This window comes from Zobellella denitrificans, assembly GCF_002407485.1.
Taxonomy (GTDB): Bacteria; Pseudomonadota; Gammaproteobacteria; order Enterobacterales; family Aeromonadaceae; genus Oceanimonas; species Oceanimonas denitrificans.
Map to the genome: position 1 here is coordinate 240,970 of NZ_CP012621.1, position 21,998 is coordinate 262,967.

The following is a 21,998-nucleotide window of genomic DNA, read 5'->3' on the forward strand; positions in this document are numbered from 1 at the left end:
GCATGGGCTTGGCTGGCTGGGGATTCTGGGGGAACTGTAGCACAGGGGGCGGTGGCGGCGGCACTCCTGATTGTCGCGTACACAGGGGCCGCCCGGGCGGCCCCATGGCTCAGGCGTCCAGGGCCTGGGCCAGGTCGGCGATGATGTCGTCGCTGTGCTCTATGCCGATGGACAGGCGGATCATCTCCGGCCGTACGCCCGCCTGCACCAGTTCGTCCGGGGTCAGTTGGCGGTGGGTGGTGGACGCCGGGTGGCAGGCCAGGGACTTGGCGTCGCCGATATTGACCAGCCGCTTGACCAGCTTGAGGGCGTCGTAGCAACGCACGCCCGCCTCATAGCCGCCCTTGAGCCCGAAGGAGAGGATGGCCGAGGGCTTGCCGCCCATAAAACGTTGGGCCAGCTCGAAGTCCGGGTGTTCCGGCAGGCCCGCGTAGTTGACCCAGGCCACCGCCGGGTGCTGTTGCAGAAAGGCCGCCACCTTGAAGGTGTTGTCCACATGGCGCTCCATGCGCAGCGGCAGGGTCTCCAGCCCCTGCAGCAGCAGGAAGGCGTTGAGCGGCGCCAGGGCGCTGCCGGTGTTGCGCAGGGGCACGGTGCGGGCGCGGGCGATAAAGGCCGCCGGCCCGAAGGCCTCGGTGTAGACCACGCCATGGTAGGCGGGCTCGGGGGTGTTCAACTGCGGGAAGCGCGCCTTGTGCTCGGCCCAGGGGAAGCGGCCGCTGTCCACTATGATGCCGCCCAGGGAGTTGCCGTGGCCGCCGATATATTTGGTGAGCGAATGCACCACTATGTCGGCGCCGAACTCGATGGGTTTGCACAGGATGGGGGTGGCGACGGTATTGTCGACGATAAGCGGCACGCCCCGGGCGTGGGCCGCGTCGGCCAGGCCCCGGATGTCGGCGATATTGCCCGCCGGGTTGCCGATGCTCTCGCAGTACACCGCCTTGGTGTTGTCGTCGATGAGTTTGGCGATGGCGGCGGGGCTGGCGTCCTCGGCGAAGCGTACTTCTATGCCTAGGCTCGGCAGCATATGGGCGAACAGGGTATAGGTGCCGCCGTAGAGCTGGGGGGTGGAGACGATGTTGTCGCCGCTCTGGGCCAGGGTGAGGATGGCGTAATGGATGGCGGCGCTGCCCGCCGACACCACCAGGCCGGCGATGCCGCCTTCCAGGGCCGCCACCCGCTGCTCCAGCACGTCGTTGGTGGGGTTCATTATGCGGGTATAGATGTTGCCCGGCACCTCCAGGTTGAACAGGTCGGCGCCGTGCTGGGCGCTGTCGAACTCGTAGGCCACGGTCTGGTAGATGGGGGTGGCCACCGCCTTGGTGGTGGGATCCGTGCTGTAGCCGTGGTGGATGGCCAGGGTTTCGTCTCTCATGAGGGTCCTTTCCTTGTGCTCGATTGAAGCCTCACTCTAGGCAGTTTCACCCTGGCTGTAAAGCCGTCAGCGGGGCAGGGTCACGGTCGCCTGCAGGCCGCCCCGGGGGTGGTTGGCCAGGCTCAGCTCGCCGCCGTGCTGGTGGATCAGGGTGCGCGCTATGGCCAGGCCCAGGCCGACGCTGCCGTCCTCCAGGTTGCGGGCGCTGTCCAGCCGGGTGAAGGGCTTGAACACCTCTTCCAGCTGCTCTTCGGGGATGCCGGGGCCGAAGTCGCGGATCAGGATGCGGATGGCGTCCCTGTCGCCCCGCAGCCGTACCTCCACCTTGCCGCCGTATTTGACCCCGTTTTCCAGCAGGTTCTGCAGGGCCCGGCGCAGGGCGGTGGGGCGACCCCGGTAGATGACGGGGACCTGTTCTTCCAGGCTGACGTCGTGGCCGTTGTCCTGCAGGTCGTCGCACAGGCTCTCCAACAGGCTCGGCAGGTCCAGATCCCGCACCGGCTCGGCCAGGCCGTCTTCCCGGGCGAACTGCAGGGTGGCCGCCAGCATCTGCTCCATCTGGCGCAGGCCGTCCTGCAGCTTCTGCTTGTCCTCCCCCTCGGGCAGGAACTCGCTGCGCAGCCGCAGGGTGGTGATGGGGGTGCGCAGGTCGTGGGAAATGGCCGCCAGCATGCGGGTGCGGTCGGACACGAAGCGATCCAGCCGGTCCTGCATGCGGTTGAAGGCGGACAGGGTCTCGCGGATCTCCCGCGGGCCGGTTTCGGCGATGGGCTCGGCCTTGTCGCCCCGGCCCAGTCGCTCGGCCTGGCGGGCCAGCTCCTTCAGCGGCCGGGTGGTGCGCTGCAGCAGCCAGATCATCAGGCCGGCGAGCAGGGCGGCGAGCAACACCAGGGAGAGTATGGCCTTGGCGGACCATCCGGGTGCCTCCCGGTCGACCAGGGAGGTGAACACCAGCCAGCGGCCGTCGGCCAGCTCGATGGCGCCGTAAAGACGGATGTCGTGCCGGGGCGGGTGGCGATGGGGGCGCAGTTCACGCTGCTCCCGCGGTGGCCAGTCGACATGGCCGTTGCGGTTTTCGGCGCTGATGCGGATGTCGAGGGTGGCGGGATAGCCGAGCTTGCCGCGCACTATGCGTTCGAAGTTGCCGCTGCGTTCGCCGGCCCCGGGTGGGGCGCCATCGAGGGTGAGCAGCAGGGTCTCGCTGCGGCTGGCGCGCAAGATTTCCTGGTGCAGCTCGGGCGGTGACTGGTTGAGCAGCCGGGTGACCGCGATCAGCCGCTGCAGGGTGAAGCGGCTGTTGACCAGGCCCAGCGCCTCTTCCCGCTCCACCCGGTAGATCTGCACCCCGACCAGCTGGATCAGCATCAGGGCGAACAGGGCCACCAGTATCACCTGGCCGGCCAGGCTGCCGAGCCAGTAGCGCAGGCGTTTAATCCCCATGGCTTATTTCGGCCACCAGCATGTAGCCGCCGCCCCAGATGGTCTTGATGAGTTGCGGGTTCCTGGAGTCGGGCTCGAGCTTGCGTCGCAGCCGGCTGACCAGGGTGTCGATGGCCCGGTCGAAGGCCTGGGCTTCCCGGCCCCGGGCGAGATCCAGCAACTGGTCCCGGCTCAGCACCCGGTTGGGGTGGCGGATAAAGACCCGCAGCAGGTCGAACTCGGCGGTGCTCAGGCTGATGGTCACCCCCTTGTCGTCCACCAGCTCCCGCCGGGCCAGATCCAGCAGCCAGTGGTTGAAGCGGATCTTCCTCGGCTCCTCTTCCCCGGCCGGCTGGCCCGGCTCCGGGTTGCGGCGCAGCACCGCCTTGACGCGGGCCAGCAGCTCGCGCGGGTTGAACGGCTTGGGCAGGTAGTCGTCGGCGCCCATTTCCAGGCCGACGATGCGATCGGTGTCCTCGCCCATGGCGGTGAGCATGATGATGGGCACATTGTTGCCCTGGCTGCGCAGCTCCCGGCACAGGGTCAGGCCGTCATCGCCGGGCAGCATCAGATCGAGGATGATAAGGTCGACGCCGTGGCGATCCAGGTACTGGCGCATTTCCCGTCCGTCCCGCACTCCGTGCACCTGGTAGCCGTGCTGCTCCAGAAAGCGCTTGAGCAAGTCGCGGATTTCGCCGTGGTCGTCCACCACCAGCAACTGCCTGCCTTTGTTCATCTTCTTTCCCCTTGCCGTGACCCCGCCAGTATAAGGCCCTTTGAACGGGAAATAATGTCAAAGTATGTCAGCGGGCAAGGACGTCACACTTTGCTACAAAAAAGGCCGGCGGCGACACAGTTTGCTGACAGCGGGCTGTTTTACTGGATGGCGACATCATCGAACACAAGAGGAAAACGACCATGAAAATTCGACACAGCGCCCTGTTGCTCGCCACCACCCTGTTTGCCGCCCCGGCCCTGGTCAGCGCCGCCGAAACGGCGCCGGAAGGTCAGCCGGGCTGGCACAAAGGGCAGATGAAGGAAGACTGCGGCCCGCGGGGCATGAAGGAGGGCCGCCATGGCAAGCACCAGGGACGGCACCAGATGGAGCGGATGATGGATCCGGCCCGTTTCGAGCAGCGTCTGTCCGAGCGCCTGGAAAAGCTGGACAGCCCCGAACTCAAGGCCCAGTTTATCGCCAGCCACCAGGCGCGCCTCGCATCCATGGAACAGCAGATGCTGCTGCACAGGATGATGGCGGAAAGCAAGGCCCAGGCCATCGAGGACGCGGATCTCAAGGCCGCCACCCTGGAGAAGATCGCCGCCGACAGCAAGCTCAAGCAGCAGCGGCTCAAGCGGATGCAGGAAGCCCTGAACAAGCTGCAGGGGTGAGACCTGTTGCCTCCTTCCCTGTGCCGTCTGATGGTAGCGCCAGCAAGCATCGCTGGTGCTCTGGGGGAGGACAAAGAGTGCTGCTCAGCCGACCCTCTGTTTCAGGGATGAAACAGAGAGCGTACATGGATGTATTCATAGCGTGTCGGCGGAGCAGTGCGCTTTGGCCGAGAACAACGGATTTCAAACAGGTTCTCAGGGAGTGACGTCCCGGTCGATCGGCTGTTGCAGGGAAATCAGGGTCTCGGTGGACTGGATCTCGTCGATGGGCTGCAGCCGGCTGATCAAGACCCGCTGTAGTTCGTCGATGGAGCGGGTCATCACCTTGATGAAGATGTTGTAGTGGCCGGTGGTGTAGTAGGCCTCCACCACCTCCTCCAGCTGTTCCAGCTTGGCCAGCGCCTGGGGATAGTCCCGGGCGCTCTTCAGGATGATGCCGATAAAGCAGCAGACGTCATAGCCCAGCTTCTTGGGATTCACCTGCACCCTTGTTCCTTCGATGATGCCCGCCTGTTTCATCTTCTCCACCCGCACGTGAATGGTGCCGGGGCTTACCTCGAAACGCTTGGCCAACTCTGCGTAGGGCACCCGGGCGTTGTCCATCAGGGCCATCAGTATGGATTTGTCCAGATTGTCGATCCGGTAATGAAGGTCGCCTTTTTCCATTGATTTGTGATTATCCTGCAAAAATAAGATGATTTTTTATTGAATTTAAATCAAAGACGGAGTTTTTTCTATCTAATGTTGAATTAGGGGCGCCATTCCCTGATTATCCTGCAAAACCAATCCGCAAGCCCAGGGGAATGAGATGAAGCAAGCCTATGTTGAACGCCAACGCCAGATCCGTTTTGTGAAGGAGTATTTCTCCGGTCAACTGGCCCAGCAGCTCAATCTGCTGGAGGTGCAGGCGCCCATTCTCAGCCGCCTCGGCGATGGTATGCAGGACAACCTGTCCGGCTCCGAGAAGGCGGTGCAGGTCCGGGTCAAGGCCATTCCCGAGGCCACCTTCGAGGTGGTGCACTCCCTCGCCAAGTGGAAGCGCCACACCCTGGGCCGGTTCGGCTTCGGGCCGGGCGAAGGCATCTATACCCATATGAAGGCGCTGCGCCCGGACGAAGACCGTCTCAGCCCCATCCACTCCGTCTACGTGGATCAGTGGGACTGGGAGCAGGTGATGAGCGAGCAGGAGCGCCACGCCGACTTCCTGGTGGCCACCGTCAACCGCATTTATACCGCCATCAAGCGTACCGAGCAGGCCGCCGCCGCCGAATTCGGGCTGACGGCCTTCCTGCCCGAGCGGATCCAGGTGGTGCATGCGGAAGAGCTGCTGGCCCGCTATCCGGAGCTGGACGCCAAGGGCCGCGAGCGGGCCATCGCCAAGGAGCTGGGCGCCGTCTTCCTGGTGGGCATCGGCGGCAAGCTGAGCCACGGCGAGATCCACGACGTGCGCGCCCCGGACTACGACGACTGGTCCAGCCCGGGCAAGGACGGCCTGGCCGGCCTGAACGGCGACATCCTGGTGTGGAACCCGGTGCTGGAGGATGCCTTCGAGATCTCCTCCATGGGCATCCGGGTCGACCAGGAGGCCCTGCGTCGCCAGCTGGCGCTGACCGGCCACGAGGACAGGGCCGGGCAGGAATGGCACCAGGCCCTGCTGGCCGGCCAGCTGCCCCAGACCATCGGCGGCGGCATCGGCCAGTCGCGGCTGGCCATGCTGCTGCTGCAGCTCGGCCATATCGGCCAGGTGCAGTGCGGGGTCTGGCCCGCCAGCCTCGGCGAGTCGGTCGAGGGCCTGCTCTGAACCGGTATCCATCCAGCCAAACAAGAAGGGCGCCGCGGCGCCCTTTGATTATTGCCTCGCCGTCGGCTCAGTAGGTGGCCGGGCAGGTCTTGAGCTGGTTATTGAGGAACGTCATCACCTGCCGGCGGGTGACGATACCGACGACCTTCTTGCCTTCGACCACCGGGTAGAGCTTGGGTTTGGCGCCGCCCATGGTGCGGGCCAGCTCGAACACGTCGGTGTCGGGGGTGACCGTCAGCGGCTCGGTGCGCATCAGATCGCTCACCTTGGAACGGCTGTCGCAGTGGTAGTTGGCATTGATCAGGGTGGGGATGCAGTCCTGCTCCGACAGGAAGCCGACGATATGCCGCTGGGGCGTCACCACCGGCAGGCCGCTCAGGCCGGACTCCAGCATGCGGTCCAGCGCCTCGGAAATCGACATGTCCGCAGTCAGCATCGGCAGGCTGTGTCTCATGATCTCGGTTACTGTTGCCATGGCCATTCTCCTTAAGTACTTGATAAACCGAGTTTGGCACTCTTTTTATCGCTGATCCAATCGGTGCCGTCCGGGTGATCGATAGCCTCCGCCTCGGCTCTTATCAGCATAGCGCATTTGGTGATGGGACGGTGGTAGTGACGCCGGCAGGCGTCAAACGGACTTCGTTGTATTAAAAAAGAGACATTGCAACTCTTTGTTTATAAATGACTTTTTAAAATCGCTATTAAAAGTGTCTCTTTGTTGCAACAGGTTTCAATCCGCGGGGTGCCCGTCTTTTTATTTAATCTGTTGATTGGAAAGGGTTTTGTTGTCCTGGCCTGGAACTTGCCTATCTCAGGTTGTCTGATACTGCCGCCCCCGCGGCACGAGAGTGTGTCGGACGTGCATGGATGCACATTCTGTACTTCTTTTCATGCCGGTCGTCTCCCGACCGGTTTTTTTTATCTGGCGCGGCGGCGCTTTTGTTATCCTGTGTCCCTCTGTGGTCGACGAGTATGTGGATGATGTCTAAAGCGGTCAGGGGGTTTGCCCCTCGCTCCCTGCTGAGGTTGGTGCTGATTGCCTTTACCCTGGTGCTGTTACCGCTGATCCTGCTGGTGATCCAGAACAGCCGCAGCCTGGAACAGGTCATCCAGCTGGCGGAGGAGGGCATCGAAAGTGCCGTGGTGGATACCCGGCGGGCGTCGGACATGAATGATCTGGCGCTGGACATGGAGCGTACCATCCGCCGCTATGCGGTACTGGAGAATCCCGAACTGCGGCTGTCCTACCTGCGCCTGCTGGAACGCTACCGGCAGGAGCTGGAGAGCCTGCTGCAGGTGATCGAGGCGGGGCCGCTGGCCGGCGAGCTGCAGCAGCAACTGATCTACCTGGTGGATCTGGCCCAGGCAGACGGGGAGCAGATCCGCGAGCAGGTGGGGGTGTTCGACACCTTCAGCGGCGCCAACCTGGCCCTGGACAAACTGACCCGGGAGCAGATCGACGTGCGCATCCAGCAGGTGCGCTCCCACGTGATACAGGTGCGTCAGCAATTGTGGGCGCTGAGTGCGGCCCTGGGCGGCGCCAGCCTGTTGCTGGTGCTGCTGTTTACCTATCTAATCATCCGGCCGGTGCGCCAGCTGGAGCGCCGTATCCTGAGCCTGGGGGCGGGAATAGAACCGGACGAGCGGCCGATCAGGGGGCCGGCCGAGCTGGTGGAGCTGGGGGAGCGGTTGCAGTGGTTGCACCAGCGGCTGCGCGAGCTGGAAGCCCAGAAACTGCAGTTTCTGCGCCATCTGTCCCACGAGCTGAAAACGCCGCTGGCGAGCCTGCGGGAAGGGGCCGATCTGCTGGCGGAAAAGGTCACGGGTCCGCTTACCAGCGAGCAGGAGGAGATCTGCGAGTTGCTGGTGCACAACAGCTACCGCCTGCAGGGGCTGATCGAGCAGTTGCTCGACTACAACAGGGTGCAGCAGGTGCAGGTGTTCCGGGAAGAGGTCGCCTTGCTGCCCCTGCTGGAGCAGAGCCTGGAGGCCCATCGCCTGACCATAGAGAACAAGGGGATGAAGGTCTGCCTGGCCCTGGACGAGCAGCCGCCCCTGGCCGATGCGCACCGGCTCAAGCTGGTGTTGGATAATCTGATCTCCAATGCGGTAAATTACGGGGATGCAGAGGGCGAGATCCGCATCGAAGCCCGGGCCCTGGAGCAGGATTATTGCCTGACTGTCGCCAATAGCGGACAACCCATCCCCGAGCAGGACAGGGAGCGGATCTTCGAACCCTTCGTGCAGGGCAGCCAGGAGCGCAAGGGAGTGCTGAAAGGGTCCGGCATCGGCCTGAGTATCGCCCGGGAGGCGGCCATCAGCATGGGTGGGCGGCTGACCCTGAATACGGAAACGACGGCGCTGGTCTGTTTTGAACTGTGTCTACCCCAGAGTACGGATAAGGAATCATAAATGACGAGAGTTTGGCTTTGCGGTGTGCTGGCGCTGGTGCTGGCCGGTTGTTCACTGCCCTATTCGCTGCCGCATCAGCGGCAGCCGGAGCCGGCCTGGAGCCCGGCCTCCGACGCCGATGAACTGCACGGCTGGCTGCAACTGGCCGCCACCGTCATGGCCAGCAGCGAGGCTGAGCGCCAGCGCCAGCTGCAGCTGCTGCGGGGCGCCCGGGGCGAGGATCAGTTGCGGCTGGCGCTCTGGCTCAGCCATCCCCGGGCCAGCCTGGGCCAGCGCCAGCAGGCCCAGCAGCTGTTCCGGCAGGGGACGGCGGGGGTCAACACCCGCCTGCAGCAGTTCTTTTCCCTGTATCAGGGCTATAACCAGGAGCTGCTGAGCCTGAACCGGCAACTGGGCGAACGGCAGCAGCAGGTCGACAGCCTGACCAAGAAGCTCAACGAACTGGCCTCCATCGACGAGCAGATCAATGAACGCAGATACCAAGAGCCGGCCCAATGAAGCGTAAAGCCAAGATACTGCTGGTGGACGACGATGCCAGCCTGCTGAAGTTGCTGGGGCTGCGGCTCAAGAGCGAGGGCTTCGAAGTTGGTACCGCCACCTCCGGGGCCGAGGCGCTGGAGTGGCTGGAGCGGGACAGGCCCGATCTGGTGCTGAGCGATCTCAAGATGGACGGCATGGACGGCCTGGCCCTGTTCGATCGGATCCAGCGTGCCCACGTGGGCCTGCCGGTGGTGATCATGACCGCCCATGGCTCCATCACCGATGCGGTGACCGCCACCCGTTCCGGGGTGTTCGGCTTCCTGACCAAGCCCATCGACAAGGAAGCCCTGCGCAAGACCATCAACGAGGCGCTGGCGGTGTCGCTGCCGGCCGACGAGGACGACTGGCAGCACAGCATCCTGACCCGCAGCCCGGCGATGGCGGCGGTGCTGGAACAGGCCCGGCGTATCGCGCCGCTCGACATCAGCGTGCTGATCACCGGTCCCTCCGGCGCCGGCAAGGAGCTGCTGGCCAAGGCCATCCACGACGCCAGCCCGCGCCGGGACTATCCTTTTATCGCCCTCAACTGCGCCGCCCTGCCCGAGCAATTGCTGGAGTCGGAGCTGTTCGGCCACGTCAAGGGCGCCTTTACCGGGGCCATCTCCGATCACCCGGGCATCTTCCTGGCCGCCCATGGCGGCACCCTCTTCCTGGACGAGATCGGCGACATGCCGCCGGCGCTGCAGGTCAAGTTGCTGCGTGCCCTGGAGCAGCAGGAGGTACGCCCGCTCGGCAGTACCCGCAATGTCAGGACCGACGTGCGCATCCTCTCCGCCACCAACCGGGATCTGGTGGCCGCCATGGAGGAGGGACGCTTTCGCGAGGATCTCTTCTACCGGCTGAACGTGGTCAACCTGGCGCTGCCGCCGCTGCGCGAGCGGCCCGAAGACATCCCCCTGCTGGCCCGCCACTTCCTGGAGCAGATCCGCCAGCGCCAGGCCACCCAGGTGACCGGTTTCGCCCCCGAAGCCCTGGCGATGCTGGCGGCGGCGAACTGGCCGGGCAACGTGCGGCAACTGCTCAACGTGGTGGAGCAGGCGGTGGCGCTGGCTTCGGCACCGGTGATCGGCGCCCAGCTGGTCGAGACCATACTGGCGGGCAACAGCGATCACTTCCCCACCTTCAACGAGGCCAGGGCCGAGTTCGAGCGGGTCTATCTCAACAAGGTGCTGCGCATGACCGACGGCAACGTCACCCAGGCGGCCTCCCTGGCCGGGCGCAACCGCACCGATTTCTACAAGCTGCTCAACCGCCATGGCATAGAGGCCGGTGCCTACAAGGACAAGGGCGACTGACGAAATTTTTCCGCCGGAGTCCGGCTCTTTGTATACAACCTTATGAACACAGAGAGCCATATGCGGATCAACATCAAGAAGAAATCGGCCCTGTCCGAACATCAGGTCACCCCGGAGGCGGTGTATCGCGACCGCCGCCGGATCCTGCAAGGCCTGGGACTGGGGCTCGGCGCCGCCGCCCTGAGCGGCCCCGCCCATGCCGGCCTGCTCGGCAACCTGCTGGGCGATGACCCGCAGCAGGGGGCCAGGACCCTGCCGCTCGAGTTCGACCAACCCGCCGCCTACCGCCCCGCGCTGCCGCTCACCGCCGAGAAGGTCGCCACCAGCTACAACAACTTCTACGAATTCGGCACCGACAAATCGGATCCGGCCCGCCATGCCCAGGATTTCAAGACCCGCCCCTGGACCCTGGTCATCGAAGGGGAGGTGGCCAGGCCCCGGACCCTGGATGTCTGGGCCTGGATCGAGCGGCAGCGGCTGGAGGAGCGCATCTACCGGCACCGCTGCGTGGAAGCCTGGTCCATGGTGATCCCCTGGCTGGGCGTGCCTTTGGCCGACATCATCAACGCCGCCGAGCCCACTTCCAGGGCCAAATACGTGGCCTTTGAAACGCTCTACGACCCCGAACAGATGCGTGGCCAGGCGTCCCGCTTCGTGGGGGGTGGCATCGATTACCCCTACGTGGAAGGCTTGCGCCTGGACGAAGCCATGCATCCCCTGACCCTGCTGACGGTGGGCATGTACGGCAAGACGCTGCCGCCCCAGAACGGCGCCCCGGTGCGGCTGGTGGTGCCCTGGAAGTACGGCTTCAAGGGCATCAAGTCGATCGTCCGCATCCGGCTGACCGAGCAGGAGCCGCCCACCACCTGGAACCGGCTGGCGGCCCACGAATACGGTTTCTACGCCAACGTCAATCCGACCGTCGACCATCCGCGCTGGAGCCAGGCGACCGAGCGGGTCATCGGCGAGGGCGGCCTGTTCGGCAGTACGCGCCAGCCGACCCTGATGTTCAACGGCTATGAGGAAGAGGTGGCGTCCCTTTACCGGGGCATGGATTTGAAGGCCTTCTACTGATGCGACTGAACCCGAACTCACTGCCCTGGCTGAAGGCGGCCCTGCAACTGGGGGCCGCCCTGCCGCTGCTGTGGCTGCCCTGGGCCCTGGCCGCCGGCCGCTTCAGCGCCGACCCGGTGCCCGAATTGCTGCAGTACCTGGGCGACTGGGCCCTGCGCCTGCTGCTGCTGACTCTGTGTGTCTCGCCCCTGGCCAAGGGGCTGAGGGCGGGCTGGCTGATCCGGCTGCGGCGGCCGCTGGGGCTCTGGTGCTTCGCCTATGCCAGCCTGCACCTGCTGGTGTGGCTGGTGCTGGATCTGCAATTGGCCTGGGGCCAGATCGGCGCCGAAATCATCGAGCGTGGCTTTATCACCCTGGGCATGGCGGCCTGGCTGGTCCTGCTGTTGCTGGCGGCTACCTCCACCCAGGGCTGGCAGCGGCGGCTGGGCCGACGCTGGCAACAACTGCACAACGGTATCTACCTGGCGGCGCTGCTGGTGCCGGTGCATTTCTGGTGGGCGGTCAAGTCCGGCTGGCTGGAGCCCGCCATCTATCTGGGCCTCAGCCTGGCGCTGCTGTGGTGGCGGCGGGACAAGTTCGCCCGCTGGTGGCGGGGGGCATACCGGCGCGGCGCGCTTTAGGCTACACTGCGGCCCTTTCAATCAAGCTCCGGAGTAGCGAATGGACGATCAGTTGTGGGCACTGTGCTTTCTCGACGAGGGGGTGGCCCTGTCGGTGATCAGCCGCAAGGAAACCCGCTGCCAGTGGCTGTCCGGCGAGGAGCAGGCCCGCCATTACCTGCTGCAGGACTACCTGTACCATGTGGCCGAGCTGGGCGAGCTGGATCCCGACCAGACCGCCGCGGCCCGGGAGCGCTTTGAGCTGCTGATGGAACAGTTCCCCGACCCCGAGACCCTGGTGGAATACCTCAACGATCTCACCGCCGGCCTGACCCGCATCCTCTGGTTCGGGCCGCTGCGGGCCCTGGCCGAGGACTACGGCGACTTTCCCCTGGCCCTGCGCGCCCACTACTGGGACGAGTACGGCGAGGGCGAGGAAGACCCGGCCACGCCGGTGCCCGAGGCCGACTGGCCCTACCTGGTGGAGGCCATGGACGACTTTTTGCTGCACGGGGATTATTGAGCCGGCCGGGGCCGGCTGCTACCCTGTGCATACATACAGTTGTTCAGTGCCGCCATGATCCTCTATATCGCCGAAAAACCCAGCCTGGGCCGGGCCCTGGCCGAGGTGCTGCCCAAGCCCCACCACAAGGGGGAGGGGTTTATCCGCCTGGGCAATGGCGACGTGGTCAGCTGGTGCATCGGCCACCTGCTGGAGCAGGCCCAGCCCGACGCCTACGATCCCGCCTTCAAGCAGTGGCGGCGGGAGCACCTGCCCATCATTCCCCGGGAGTGGAAGCTCGAGGCCAAGGCCAAGACCCGCAGCCAGCTGGCGGTGCTGAAAAGGCTGCTGAAGGAGGCGGACGCCATCGTCCACGCCGGGGATCCGGACCGGGAAGGGCAGTTGCTGGTGGACGAGGTGATCCGTTTCTGCGGCGTGCCCGCCACCCGGCGGGAGGCGGTGCGGCGCTGCCTGATCAGCGATCTCAACCCGGCGGCGGTGCGGCGGGCCCTGGACAGCCTCAGGCCCAACCGCGATTTCGTGCCCCTGTCGGTATCTGCCCTGGCCCGTTCCCGGGCCGACTGGCTCTACGGCATCAACATGAGCCGGTTGTGCACCATCGCGGGGCGGAGCCAGGGTTACCAGGGAGTGCTGTCGGTGGGGCGGGTGCAGACCCCGGTGCTGGGGCTGGTGGTGCGGCGGGATCGGGAGATAGATGCCTTCGAGCCCAGATCCTACTACGAGGTGCTGGCCCTGCTGCAGACCGAAGGCGGCGAGCGGTTCAAGGCCAAGTGGCAGCCGAGCGAGGCCTGCAAGCCCTGGCAGGACGAGGAGGGCCGGGTGCTGTCCCGGGCCCTGGCGGAAAACGTGATCCGGCGCATCACCGGCCAGCCGGGGCGGGTGCTCAGGGCCGAGCGCCAGCGCCAGCGGCAGGCGCCGCCGCTGCCCTATAACCTCTCGGCCCTGCAGATAGACGCCGCCCGTCGCTTTGGACTCAGTGCCCAGCAGGTGCTCGACACCTGCCAGGCCCTGTACGAGCGGCACAAGCTGATCACCTATCCCCGTTCCGACTGCCGCTACCTGCCGGAAGAACATTTCCCCCAGGCCGACGCCGTGACCGGGGCCCTGGCCCGGGTCTGCCCCGAGCTGGCGGCGGCCCTGGCGGGGGCGGATCTGGCCCGGCGCGGCAAGGCCTGGGACGACAAGAAGGTGGAGGCCCATCACGCCATCATCCCCACCGCCCGGACCATGGACGGCGACCGGCTGTCCGCCACCGAGCGCCACATCTATCATCTGATCGCCCGCCAGTACCTGGCCCAGTTCTACCCCCACTGGCAATACGACGATCGGCAACTGGAGCTCGAGATCGCCGGCGGCCGCTTCCTGGCCCGGGCCCGACAGCAGGTGGCGCCGGGCTGGAAGGCGCTCTTCGCCAAGCCCGACCAGCGCGAGCCGGAGGAGGATCCCGAGCTGCAAGCCGCCCTGCCCGAGCTGCGGCAGGGCGATGAACTGCTGTGCCTGGAGGGTGAGCTGCTCGACAAGCTGACCCAGCCGCCCCGCTACTTCACCGACGCCACCCTGCTGTCGGCCATGACCCACATCGCCCGCTACGTCACCGATCCCGGACTCAAGAAGATACTGCGCGAGACCGACGGCCTGGGCACCGAGGCGACCCGGGCCGGCATCATCGAGCTGCTGTTCGGCCGCGGTTTCCTGTGCCGGGAGGGCAGGCAGATCCGTGCCACCGAAGCGGGCCGGCAACTGATCGCCAGCCTGCCCGAGGCGGCCAGCACCCCGGACATGACCGCCCGCTGGGAGGCGGCGCTGGATGCCATCAGCCGCAAGGAAGGCAGCTACCAGGCCTTTATGGCGGAGCTGGAGGCGGCGCTGCCGACCCTGATGAGCCAGGTCAGCCCCGCCGGCTTCCGGGGGCTGAAGGCCACGCCCGCCGCCAGGCCGCGCCGGGCCGGCGGGCGCGGCAGGAGTGGACGGGGCCGCCGTGCCGGCAAGGGGAGCTGAGCGCGGGCCCCCGCTGCTATGCTTAGGTTTTGGGGCCGGGCTAGGCTCCCCTGCGGTATCTCTCGGGAGCATGGACATGAAACGACCGTGGCTCATCCTTTTCTTCCTGCTGCTGGGCGGCTGCCAGATGGCGGAGGAGGCCCGGCTGCAGGAGGCATACAACGCCGAGCGGCAGGGGGATGATGCCCGGGCCTTTCAGCAGTACCTCCGGGCGGCGCAGATCCAGGCTTCTCCCAGAGCCCAGTTTGTGGTGGCCGGGATGTATCTCGAGGGCCGGGGCACGGAGCGCGACATGGAGCAGGCCATCCTCTGGTACGGTCGGGCGGCCGGCGGTCCGGATCCGGTGTGGAGCCCCCAGGCTCACCTGCGGCTGGGCGGCATCTATCAGGGTGAGCATGGCGCGGCGTACCAGCACCGGCAGAAAGCCCTGGCACACTACCGGGCCTGTGCCGGCCAGGGCCTGGCGGAGTGCGGCCGCGCCCTGGCGCGGTTAGCCGATCCTCCGTCCCTGGTCGCCGCCCCCGTCCAGGCCGTGGGCGGCGCGGCGCCGGCCCTGCCTCAGGAGGAGAGCGCCTCCCAGGCGGCGATTGCCCTCTATGAACGGCATAAGTCCAGCATCTACAAGATCACCGTCTACGAACAGCGGAGCGGCGAGATCAGGCCGCTCAGCCTGGGCTCGGCCATCGCCATCGATAAGTTCCGGGCCGTGACCAATCATCACCTGGTGGCCGGCGGCGGCGTTCCCGTCAGTATCGACGCCGGGGGCGAGGCCGTGCGGGAGAGCGACGTGCTGCTGTGGCGGGTGGTCAGGACGGACCCCGTGCGCGATCTGGCCTTGCTCGAGCTGGTGGAGCCCAGCCAGGAGCTTGTCTTCACTCGTGGCATCAGGGCCTACGACAGCATCCGGGTCGGGGAGCGGGTCTTCGCCATAGGAGCCCCGGCGGGCTTTGACAAGACCCTGACCGAAGGCATCGTCTCGGCCCTGAGAAGGGAGCAGGGGGTGCGGCTTATCCAGACCACCGCCCCCGTGACCTATGGCTCCTCGGGGGGCGCCCTGTTCGATGCGGAGGGGCGGCTGCTCGGCATCACCACCAAGGGCGTGCAGGCGGGGGGCCACTTCAACTTCGCCATCGCGGCGGACGAGGTGCAGGCCTTCCTGGCGGAGTAGAAAGGCCTGGAGCACCGATCAGTTTAAAACGTGAGCAGTGCGATATCTCACCTGTAGGCGCCCGTTCACGTGGCGCAAACCTGCAAAGGGCGGGGAATGCGGAAATTGGGCATCCTTGCCCGCACGGTTTGTGCCGGTTTGTGCCGGCTCATGCCGGTTCATGCCAGCTAAAGCGGCATCTACAGCGGCATCTACAGCAGCTCGGTGCCACCCTCATGCGGGCGGGCCGCGCCCCAAGAGTCGGTACCGCCTAAGTTTTACCCCTTTGTCTGAGGCGTCGATGGCTTCTGACGAGGTGTAGTCTGTCGGCCAAAGGGCACTCCTCCTCCGGCACGCCGTGGACCCATCCCTGGGGGGCTCCGCCGCGCCTTCCTTGGCGCGGAGGGCCGGCGGAGCAGCGTTCTTTGTCCTCCCTATCGCCCCCGCTGCCGCCTGTTGGCACCACCTTCAGACGGCGCCGGAGCTTGGAAGAGGCAACAGGGATGGCCTCCGCCGACCGTCACCTGCCAGGGATGGCAGGTGCGAGCCTACAGGGACGTACTTGCGGCGTGTCGGCGGAGGTGGCCCTGTTGACTCTTATCTACGTTGCAACAGACAACAAATAGCTGATTGGCCGATTTTTAAACTGATCGGCGCTCTAGAGCCGAAGCTGGCCGTCCCAGTCCCTGTGGTTGAACACCTGGCCCTGGGTGCGCACCCGTTCCAGGGCGTCGAGATCCAGCCGGGCCAGCACCCAGCCGGGCTGGTCGGCCTGGCCCATGGCCAGTACGCCATCGGCGGGATAGCCGTAATCCACCGGGGTGTAGACGGCGGCCCGGCCGGTGTTGACGTCCACCGCCTCCGACCAGGGCGCCTGTCCTATGGTGGGAGACTGGGCCACGAAGCACTGGTTCTCCAGGGCTCGGGCCTGGCTGCCGATCCTGACCCGGTTGAAGCCGGCTTCGGTGTCGGTGCAACTGGGCACCAGGATCAGCCGGGCGCCGGCCTCCACCTGTCGGCGCACGATGAGCGGGAATTCGCTGTCGTAGCAGACGGCGACCCCCACCTTGCCGAAGGCGGTGTCCAGCACCTTGATGGTTTCGCCCGGTTCTATGCCCCACTGTTCCCGCTCGAAGCGGGTCATCTGCAGCTTGTCCTGCCAGTCGTGGCCGCCGTCGGGGCGGAACAGATGGGCCCGGTTGACGTAGCGGCCGTCTGGCCGCCGCACCGGGAAGGTGCCGGCCAGGATATGCAGGCCGTGGCGCCGGGCCTGGCGGGAAAAATAGCCGAGAAAGCCGGGCAGCAGCGCCTGCAGGGCCTCCAGCTGGTGCTGCAGGGAGCGGTAGACGGCCTCGTCGAACAGGGAGGCCAGCTCCATGGAAAAGTATTCCGGCAGCAGCAGGAAGTTGGCGCTCTGGTCGAGGGCCTCTTCCAGCAGCCGATCCAGCTTCTGCTCGAAGCGCGCCCAACTGCCGAGAAACTCGATGGGATACTGGGCGCTGGCGAGGGTGAGGGCAGGGGTCATGGCTACGCCTCCAGGGACTTGAGATAGAACTGCATTGGCTTGTCGGTTTCGTCCGCCTGGTCCCTGTCCTTCCAACGGAACCGGGTGTCCAGTCCGGGGACGGGGTAGTAGCCGAAACGGGCCCAGATAGTGGTGAGGGGGCGGTAGCCGGCCGGCTTCAGGGGGTGATCCTCGGGGCGCACCACGGCGCAGAAGGCGGCTTGGGCAAAGCCCAGGTGCTTGGCATGGGCTTCCCGTCCTGCGAAGAAGGCACGGTACAGGCCCCTGCCCCTGTAGTCCGGCAGCAGCACCGACTCGGCGCAGTAGAAGATGTCCTCCACCGCCACACCCCGGGCCAGGAAGGGCGCCTGGAATTCGTCCACCTCCCGGGCCAGGGGCAGGCCGGTGGAGGCGCCCACCACCCGATCGCCGTCCAGGGCCAGCAGGCAGAGGCTGTCCTCGCACCGCAGGTAGGGGGCGAGATAGGCCATCTCGTATTCCAGGCTGCCGTCGTAGAGGTAGGGATAGTCCCGGAACACCCGGATGCGCAATTCGGCCAGGGCATTGAGCCAGGGGGCCAGCTCGGCGCCCCTGGCCGCCAGTAGGTGGAGGGAGCCGTTCATCCGCCGACCTGGGCTATCCAGTCGTTCAGGTTGTAGTAGTTGCTGATCCGCGCCACCCTGTTGTCCCGGATCTCGAAGAAGGCGCCGGCCGGCAGCCGGTAGCGCTGGCCGCGGGCCTCGGGCAGTCCCTGATCCGTGTTCAGGTATTCCCCCAGCACCACGAATTCGGCGGCGGCCCGGCTGCCGTCCTCGCTGACCAGGATCTGGATGTCGGTCAGCTGCTCCCGGTAGTGGCGGTTCATGCGCGCCATGAAGTCGGCGAAGGCGGCCTTGCCGGTTTCCCGTCCGCCCTGGTTGATGTCGTGGGCCACCTCGTCGCTCAGCAGGCTGAGGAAGGCCTCCATGTCGCCGTTGTTGAATGCTTGGTAATAATCCCGGATCAGTTGGGTGCTTTGCTGCTTGCTCATCATGCTCCAGCCGCGGTTGACGAAAGGGAGTTCGATTTCAGGTCAAAACGGCGGTGGGATCAAGACGGCTTTAGCCTGCGGCCGGTAAATGACTTTTACTCCCGGGCAAAGATGGTGCGGACGAGCGGCCGGTTAACCCGGCCGTCGTCTTGAGGTACACTGGGGCCGCCTTTATTCAGGATATGCCATCATGTCGACGAGCCCGGTTTCCCTTCTTCCCTTCAACACCTTCGGCCTGGCCCAGCACGCCCGCACCCTGCTGGTGCTGGAGCGGCGCAGCCAGCTGCCAGAATTGTGGCGGTCATTGCGGGAAGCGCTTCCCCTCTTCGTGGGGGAGGGCTCCAACCTGCTGTTCACCGCGCCCTTCGAGGGCACCGTGCTGGTCAACCGGCTGCGGGGCATCACCGTGACCGATGCCGGCGATGCCTGGCTGGTGCGGGCCGAAGGCGGGGAGAGCTGGCACGGGCTGGTGTGCCAGACCCTGGAGCGGGACATGCCGGGACTGGAAAACCTGGCCCTGATCCCGGGCACCGTGGGCGCCGCCCCCATCCAGAACATCGGCGCCTACGGGGTTGAGCTGGCGCAGTTTTGCGAGTCGGTGGAAAGCTTCGACTGGGACAGCGGCGAGATCCGTCACTGGCCGGCGGCCGACTGCGCCTTCGGCTACCGGGACAGCGTGTTCAAGCACGCCGCCCGTCGACACCTGATCCTGAGCCTTACCCTGCGCCTGCCCAAGGACTGGCGGCCGGTGCTGGGCTATGGCCCCCTGGCGGCGCTGGGGGAGGCGGCCAGTCCGGCGCAAATCTTCGAGCAGGTATGCGCCACCCGCCGATCCAAGTTGCCGGATCCGGCCCTGTTGGGCAACGCCGGCAGCTTCTTCAAGAACCCCAAGGTGGGCGAGGCCCAGGCCGAGGCGCTCAAGCTGGCCTGGCCGGCGCTGCCGGTGTACCCGGCCGAGCCGGGACTGATCAAGCTGGCTGCCGGCTGGCTGATCGACCAGGCCGGCCTCAAGGGTTGCCGCCTGGGCGGGGCTGGCGTGCACGAGCACCAGGCCCTGGTGCTGGTCAACCTGGGCGGGGCCACCGCCGAGGATATCGTCCGGCTGGCGGCGCTGGTGCGGGAGCGGGTGGAACAGCAGTTCGGGGTGCGCCTCGAGCCCGAGGTGCGCGTGATGGGCCCCCGGGGGGAAAGCAACCTGGACGAGGTGCTGGCATGTCTGAACTGACGCCGCTGCGGGAAAGCCTGCTGCGCATGCTGGCGGACGGTCACTTCCACTCCGGCGAGCAACTGGGTGAGGCGCTGTCGGTCAGCCGGGCGGCGGTGAGCAAGCACGTGCAGGCGCTCAAGCGCCTGGGGCTCGACGTCTACAGCGTGAGCGGCAAGGGCTACCGGCTGGCGGTGCCGCTCAGCCTGCTGGATCCGGTTCGATTGGGCCGGGAGCTGGCCCCCACCCGGGTCGAGGTGGTACCGGTGATCGGCTCCACCAACCAGCACTGGCTGGAGTCCATTCCCGGGCTGGAAAAGGGGGACGTCTGCCTGGCTGAATGCCAGACCGCCGGCCGCGGCCGGCGGGGGCGGCACTGGGTGTCGCCCTTCGGCGGCCAGCTGATTCTGAGTCTGTACTGGCGGCTGGAGCAGGGCATGGCGGCGGCCATGGGGCTCAGCCTGGTGGTGGGTATCGCCGTGGTGGAGGCCCTGCAAGCCCAGGGCTTCGAGGGGGTGCAGCTGAAATGGCCCAACGATCTCTACCTGGGCGGCCGCAAGCTGGCGGGCATACTGGTGGAGATGTCCGGCACCGCCGGCGGCCCCTGCCACCTGGTGATCGGCATGGGGCTCAACCTGCTGCTGCCCAAGGATGAACAGACGCGCATCGACCAGCCCTGGGCCGAGCTGGCCGAACTGGGCGAGATTGCGGATCGCAATGCCCTGGTGGTGGCCCTAGTCGGTTATCTGCAACGCTACCTGGCGCTGTTCGAACGGGAGGGCATCGCCGCCTTCCGCGAGCAGTGGAACCGGCTCGATTACTTCAACGGCAAGCCGGTGCGGGTGCTGATGGGGGAGCAGGAGGTGCACGGCCGGGCCCGGGGCATCGACGACCAGGGCGCCCTGCTGCTGGAGCTGGACAATGGCGAGATAAAACGCTTTTTGGGCGGGGAGATATCGTTGCGCGGAGCTGGCGGTCAAGTATCGTGAGGCGTGAGGCGTGGAGTGACCCTCCCGCTTCATGCTTCACGGCGTTGACGGTTTATTTCTTCAGCCAGACCTGCTCCACCTCGTGCTCCCTGCCCTTGGTGAGGATCAGCTCGGCCCTGTCCTTGGTGGGCAGGATATTCTGCTTCAGGTTCTTGTAGTTGATCTCCTGCCAGATGCGGCTGGCGACCGTCACCGCTTCCTCTTCACTGAGCCGGGCATAGTGGTGGAAGTAGGAGTCGGGATCGGTGAAGGCGCCCGAGCGCAGCTTGAGGAAGCGCTCCACATACCAGGTCTTCAGCAGCCGTTCGTCCGCGTCCACGAAGATGGAGAAGTCCACGAAGTCGGACACAAACACCCGGTGCGGCTCGTGGGGATAGTCCATGCCGCTCTGCAGCACGTTGAGCCCTTCGATGATGACGATGTCCGGCTGCTCCACCACCGCCTCCTGATCCGGCACTATGTCGTACACCAGATGGGAATAGACGGGGGCCGTGACCCTGGGCTTGCCCGACTTGATGTCGGACACGAACTGGACCAGGCGGCGGATATCATAGGACTGGGGAAAGCCCTTTCTGCGCATCAGGCCGCGCTGCTCCAGCACATGGTTGGGATAGAGGAACCCGTCGGTGGTGACCAGGGCCACCCGCGGATGCTGGGGCCAGCGCTCCAGCAGGGCCTGCAGGATGCGGGCGGTGGTGCTCTTGCCCACCGCCACCGAGCCGGCGATGCTGATCACATAGGGGACATGATGGGGCTCCTTGCCGAGAAACTGATCCAGCACCCGGTTGCGCCGCTGCTTGGCCTTGATATAGAGGTTGAGCAGGCGGGACAGGGGCAGGTAGATGTCCCGCACCTCGGCCAGGGACACCCTGTCGTTGATCCCCTGCAGGCGCCTGAGTTCGTCCTCGCTCAGGGGCAGTTGCACCGCGTCGCGCAGCTCTGACCAGGTCTCGCGGGAAAAGGCCAGATAGGGTGAGTAGTTGTCTATCTTCATCGGAAAGTCCTGTGAGTCGCCCGGCGACGATACACCATGGGGTGGGGATGAACAAGGCGGTACGGGGTCCCTCTTTGGTCACAGCCGCGGTCCGGCCCGGCGGCGTGGTGCGGGTTGCTGGCGTTTTTTTGCGCGCTTGACGCGGGCCGCGAGAAAAACTTGGCGCAGGGTGTTGCATCTGCGGCCCGGCTTGCCCTAGAATTCGCCTCGCTCGTGTGCCGGCATAGCTCAGTTGGTAGAGCAACTGACTTGTAATCAGTAGGTCGAGGGTTCGACTCCTTCTGCCGGCACCATTTAAAATCTGGAGGGGTTCCCGAGTGGCCAAAGGGATCAGACTGTAAATCTGACGGCTCCGCCTTCGCTGGTTCGAATCCAGCCCCCTCCACCAGTTTCCAGTGTTCGCCCCGGCGGGGACTGAAAAAAGCGGTTTGAGGTAGTTCAAGTAAAGAAAACCGCGGGCATCGTATAATGGCTATTACCTCAGCCTTCCAAGCTGATGATGCGGGTTCGATTCCCGCTGCCCGCTCCAGTGCTGATATAGCTCAGATGGTAGAGCGCACCCTTGGTAAGGGTGAGGTCCCCAGTTCGATTCTGGGTATCAGCACCACTTCTTTGCCCAGGCACCCTCAAGCCTTTTTTGTTATATACTTCCTACTTGCGACTCGCGTGGTATAGCTCACCACCCAACCAGTTAGAGGGACG

Annotated in this window: 21 protein-coding genes and 4 tRNA genes; 16 read left to right on the top strand and 9 right to left on the bottom strand. The window is 65.6% G+C overall.

Annotated elements, in window-relative coordinates; genetic code table 11:
- Positions 1-109 precede the first annotated feature (109 nt).
- The 3 genes from AN401_RS01140 to AN401_RS01150 all read right to left on the bottom strand — a co-directional run bounded on the left by AN401_RS01140 (position 110) and on the right by AN401_RS01150 (position 3,533).
- Positions 110-1,378 carry an O-acetylhomoserine aminocarboxypropyltransferase/cysteine synthase family protein gene (locus AN401_RS01140; protein WP_094040018.1) on the bottom strand — a complete coding sequence of 423 codons (1,269 nt, stop codon included), beginning with the start codon at positions 1,376-1,378 and terminating at the stop codon, positions 110-112.
- Between the two features lie 66 nt (positions 1,379-1,444).
- Positions 1,445-2,818 (bottom strand): ATP-binding protein, encoded by a 1,374-nt coding sequence (locus tag AN401_RS01145; protein WP_094040019.1) that lies wholly within the window; start codon positions 2,816-2,818, stop codon positions 1,445-1,447.
- On the bottom strand, positions 2,808-3,533 hold the full coding sequence (locus AN401_RS01150) for a response regulator (RefSeq protein WP_096778325.1): 726 nt from the start codon (positions 3,531-3,533) through the stop codon (positions 2,808-2,810). The genes AN401_RS01145 and AN401_RS01150 overlap by 11 nt, the downstream gene beginning before the upstream one ends.
- 182 nt (positions 3,534-3,715) lie before the next feature.
- Between AN401_RS01150 and AN401_RS01155 the strand changes: the two genes are divergently transcribed.
- Positions 3,716-4,186, top strand: a complete 471-nt coding sequence (locus AN401_RS01155; RefSeq protein ID WP_096778326.1) for a hypothetical protein — start codon at positions 3,716-3,718, stop codon at positions 4,184-4,186.
- A gap of 195 nt (positions 4,187-4,381) precedes the next feature.
- Here AN401_RS01155 and asnC read toward each other — a convergent pair whose 3' ends face one another.
- Positions 4,382-4,852, bottom strand: a complete 471-nt coding sequence (asnC, locus tag AN401_RS01160) for a transcriptional regulator AsnC (protein ID WP_094040022.1) — start codon at positions 4,850-4,852, stop codon at positions 4,382-4,384.
- Positions 4,853-4,994: 142 nt separating this feature from the next.
- On the opposite strand from asnC, the gene asnA reads away from it, so the two are divergent.
- The gene (gene asnA / locus AN401_RS01165) at positions 4,995-5,987 is read left to right on the top strand and encodes an aspartate--ammonia ligase (protein WP_096778327.1); all 993 of its coding nucleotides are present in this window, start codon (positions 4,995-4,997) and stop codon (positions 5,985-5,987) included.
- Between the two features lie 67 nt (positions 5,988-6,054).
- Here the strand turns inward: asnA and AN401_RS01170 are convergent, their stop codons facing one another.
- On the bottom strand, positions 6,055-6,441 hold the full coding sequence (locus tag AN401_RS01170) for a CBS domain-containing protein (RefSeq protein ID WP_408645767.1): 387 nt from the start codon (positions 6,439-6,441) through the stop codon (positions 6,055-6,057).
- 527 nt (positions 6,442-6,968) lie between these two features.
- Here AN401_RS01170 and AN401_RS01175 point away from each other — a divergent pair.
- The 8 genes from AN401_RS01175 to AN401_RS19920 all read left to right on the top strand — a co-directional run bounded on the left by AN401_RS01175 (position 6,969) and on the right by AN401_RS19920 (position 15,596).
- Entirely contained in the window at positions 6,969-8,399 is a 1,431-nt protein-coding gene (locus AN401_RS01175) for a sensor histidine kinase (protein WP_096780272.1), read from the top strand.
- A complete protein-coding gene (locus tag AN401_RS01180) occupies positions 8,400-8,897 on the top strand; it encodes a hypothetical protein (RefSeq protein WP_096778328.1) in 498 nt (165 codons plus the stop codon).
- A complete protein-coding gene (locus AN401_RS01185; RefSeq protein ID WP_096778329.1) occupies positions 8,894-10,234 on the top strand; it encodes a sigma 54-interacting transcriptional regulator in 1,341 nt (446 codons plus the stop codon). Before AN401_RS01180 ends, AN401_RS01185 begins: the two co-directional genes overlap by 4 nt.
- A 66-nt stretch (positions 10,235-10,300) precedes the next feature.
- Positions 10,301-11,308: a protein-methionine-sulfoxide reductase catalytic subunit MsrP gene (gene msrP, locus AN401_RS01190; RefSeq protein WP_198401866.1), complete on the top strand. Its 1,008-nt coding sequence runs from the start codon at positions 10,301-10,303 to the stop codon at positions 11,306-11,308.
- Positions 11,308-11,928 (top strand): protein-methionine-sulfoxide reductase heme-binding subunit MsrQ, encoded by a 621-nt coding sequence (locus AN401_RS01195; RefSeq protein ID WP_094040028.1) that lies wholly within the window; start codon positions 11,308-11,310, stop codon positions 11,926-11,928. Before msrP ends, AN401_RS01195 begins: the two co-directional genes overlap by 1 nt.
- Before the next feature lie 40 nt (positions 11,929-11,968).
- Complete coding sequence (locus AN401_RS01200; RefSeq protein ID WP_096778331.1) at positions 11,969-12,430, top strand: hypothetical protein; 462 nt, start codon at positions 11,969-11,971, stop codon at positions 12,428-12,430.
- A gap of 54 nt (positions 12,431-12,484) precedes the next feature.
- Positions 12,485-14,428 carry a DNA topoisomerase III gene (locus AN401_RS01205; protein WP_096780273.1) on the top strand — a complete coding sequence of 648 codons (1,944 nt, stop codon included), beginning with the start codon at positions 12,485-12,487 and terminating at the stop codon, positions 14,426-14,428.
- Between the two features lie 76 nt (positions 14,429-14,504).
- Positions 14,505-15,596, top strand: a complete 1,092-nt coding sequence (locus AN401_RS19920) for a trypsin-like peptidase domain-containing protein (protein ID WP_198401785.1) — start codon at positions 14,505-14,507, stop codon at positions 15,594-15,596.
- Between the two features lie 637 nt (positions 15,597-16,233).
- Here the strand turns inward: AN401_RS19920 and AN401_RS01215 are convergent.
- Genes AN401_RS01215 through AN401_RS01225 form a run of 3 tightly spaced genes read right to left on the bottom strand, consistent with a single transcriptional unit; the run spans position 16,234 to position 18,109 of the window.
- Positions 16,234-17,100, bottom strand: a complete 867-nt coding sequence (locus tag AN401_RS01215; RefSeq protein ID WP_096778332.1) for a carbon-nitrogen hydrolase family protein — start codon at positions 17,098-17,100, stop codon at positions 16,234-16,236.
- A 2-nt stretch (positions 17,101-17,102) separates the two neighbouring features.
- Positions 17,103-17,702 (bottom strand): GNAT family N-acetyltransferase, encoded by a 600-nt coding sequence (locus tag AN401_RS01220; RefSeq protein WP_096778333.1) that lies wholly within the window; start codon positions 17,700-17,702, stop codon positions 17,103-17,105.
- On the bottom strand, positions 17,699-18,109 hold the full coding sequence (locus tag AN401_RS01225; protein ID WP_096778334.1) for a ketosteroid isomerase-related protein: 411 nt from the start codon (positions 18,107-18,109) through the stop codon (positions 17,699-17,701). The genes AN401_RS01220 and AN401_RS01225 overlap by 4 nt, the downstream gene beginning before the upstream one ends.
- A gap of 190 nt (positions 18,110-18,299) precedes the next feature.
- Between AN401_RS01225 and murB the strand changes: the two genes are divergently transcribed.
- Positions 18,300-19,334: a UDP-N-acetylmuramate dehydrogenase gene (gene murB / locus AN401_RS01230; protein WP_096778335.1), complete on the top strand. Its 1,035-nt coding sequence runs from the start codon at positions 18,300-18,302 to the stop codon at positions 19,332-19,334.
- Positions 19,322-20,302 carry a bifunctional biotin--[acetyl-CoA-carboxylase] ligase/biotin operon repressor BirA gene (gene birA / locus AN401_RS01235; RefSeq protein WP_094040034.1) on the top strand — a complete coding sequence of 327 codons (981 nt, stop codon included), beginning with the start codon at positions 19,322-19,324 and terminating at the stop codon, positions 20,300-20,302. The genes murB and birA overlap by 13 nt, the downstream gene beginning before the upstream one ends.
- Before the next feature lie 52 nt (positions 20,303-20,354).
- Here birA and coaA read toward each other — a convergent pair whose 3' ends face one another.
- Positions 20,355-21,296, bottom strand: a complete 942-nt coding sequence (gene coaA / locus AN401_RS01240) for a type I pantothenate kinase (RefSeq protein WP_094040035.1) — start codon at positions 21,294-21,296, stop codon at positions 20,355-20,357.
- 217 nt (positions 21,297-21,513) lie between these two features.
- On the opposite strand from coaA, the gene AN401_RS01245 reads away from it, so the two are divergent.
- From AN401_RS01245 to AN401_RS01260, 4 genes are all read left to right on the top strand, one after another.
- A tRNA-Thr gene (locus AN401_RS01245) sits at positions 21,514-21,589 on the top strand.
- A 10-nt stretch (positions 21,590-21,599) separates the two neighbouring features.
- Positions 21,600-21,684 (top strand) — tRNA-Tyr (locus tag AN401_RS01250).
- Between the two features lie 66 nt (positions 21,685-21,750).
- Positions 21,751-21,825 (top strand) — tRNA-Gly (locus tag AN401_RS01255).
- Between the two features lie 2 nt (positions 21,826-21,827).
- Positions 21,828-21,903, top strand: a tRNA-Thr gene (locus AN401_RS01260).
- Positions 21,904-21,998: the final 95 nt, after the last annotated feature.

What these genes read in the sequence shown, in the direction of transcription:
- AN401_RS01140 (WP_094040018.1), bottom strand. Translation starts at nt 1,378, where the DNA reads ATGAGAGACGAAACCCTGGCCATCCACCACGGCTACAGCACGGATCCC.
- AN401_RS01145 (WP_094040019.1), bottom strand. Translation starts at nt 2,818, where the DNA reads ATGGGGATTAAACGCCTGCGCTACTGGCTCGGCAGCCTGGCCGGCCAG.
- AN401_RS01150 (WP_096778325.1), bottom strand. Translation starts at nt 3,533, where the DNA reads ATGAACAAAGGCAGGCAGTTGCTGGTGGTGGACGACCACGGCGAAATC.
- AN401_RS01155 (WP_096778326.1), top strand. Translation starts at nt 3,716, where the DNA reads ATGAAAATTCGACACAGCGCCCTGTTGCTCGCCACCACCCTGTTTGCC.
- asnC (WP_094040022.1), bottom strand. Translation starts at nt 4,852, where the DNA reads ATGGAAAAAGGCGACCTTCATTACCGGATCGACAATCTGGACAAATCC.
- asnA (WP_096778327.1), top strand. Translation starts at nt 4,995, where the DNA reads ATGAAGCAAGCCTATGTTGAACGCCAACGCCAGATCCGTTTTGTGAAG.
- AN401_RS01170 (WP_408645767.1), bottom strand. Translation starts at nt 6,441, where the DNA reads ATGAGACACAGCCTGCCGATGCTGACTGCGGACATGTCGATTTCCGAG.
- AN401_RS01175 (WP_096780272.1), top strand. Translation starts at nt 6,969, where the DNA reads ATGTCTAAAGCGGTCAGGGGGTTTGCCCCTCGCTCCCTGCTGAGGTTG.
- AN401_RS01180 (WP_096778328.1), top strand. Translation starts at nt 8,400, where the DNA reads ATGACGAGAGTTTGGCTTTGCGGTGTGCTGGCGCTGGTGCTGGCCGGT.
- AN401_RS01185 (WP_096778329.1), top strand. Translation starts at nt 8,894, where the DNA reads ATGAAGCGTAAAGCCAAGATACTGCTGGTGGACGACGATGCCAGCCTG.
- AN401_RS01195 (WP_094040028.1), top strand. Translation starts at nt 11,308, where the DNA reads ATGCGACTGAACCCGAACTCACTGCCCTGGCTGAAGGCGGCCCTGCAA.
- AN401_RS01200 (WP_096778331.1), top strand. Translation starts at nt 11,969, where the DNA reads ATGGACGATCAGTTGTGGGCACTGTGCTTTCTCGACGAGGGGGTGGCC.
- AN401_RS01205 (WP_096780273.1), top strand. Translation starts at nt 12,485, where the DNA reads ATGATCCTCTATATCGCCGAAAAACCCAGCCTGGGCCGGGCCCTGGCC.
- AN401_RS19920 (WP_198401785.1), top strand. Translation starts at nt 14,505, where the DNA reads ATGAAACGACCGTGGCTCATCCTTTTCTTCCTGCTGCTGGGCGGCTGC.
- AN401_RS01215 (WP_096778332.1), bottom strand. Translation starts at nt 17,100, where the DNA reads ATGACCCCTGCCCTCACCCTCGCCAGCGCCCAGTATCCCATCGAGTTT.
- AN401_RS01220 (WP_096778333.1), bottom strand. Translation starts at nt 17,702, where the DNA reads ATGAACGGCTCCCTCCACCTACTGGCGGCCAGGGGCGCCGAGCTGGCC.
- AN401_RS01225 (WP_096778334.1), bottom strand. Translation starts at nt 18,109, where the DNA reads ATGAGCAAGCAGCAAAGCACCCAACTGATCCGGGATTATTACCAAGCA.
- murB (WP_096778335.1), top strand. Translation starts at nt 18,300, where the DNA reads ATGTCGACGAGCCCGGTTTCCCTTCTTCCCTTCAACACCTTCGGCCTG.
- birA (WP_094040034.1), top strand. Translation starts at nt 19,322, where the DNA reads ATGTCTGAACTGACGCCGCTGCGGGAAAGCCTGCTGCGCATGCTGGCG.
- coaA (WP_094040035.1), bottom strand. Translation starts at nt 21,296, where the DNA reads ATGAAGATAGACAACTACTCACCCTATCTGGCCTTTTCCCGCGAGACC.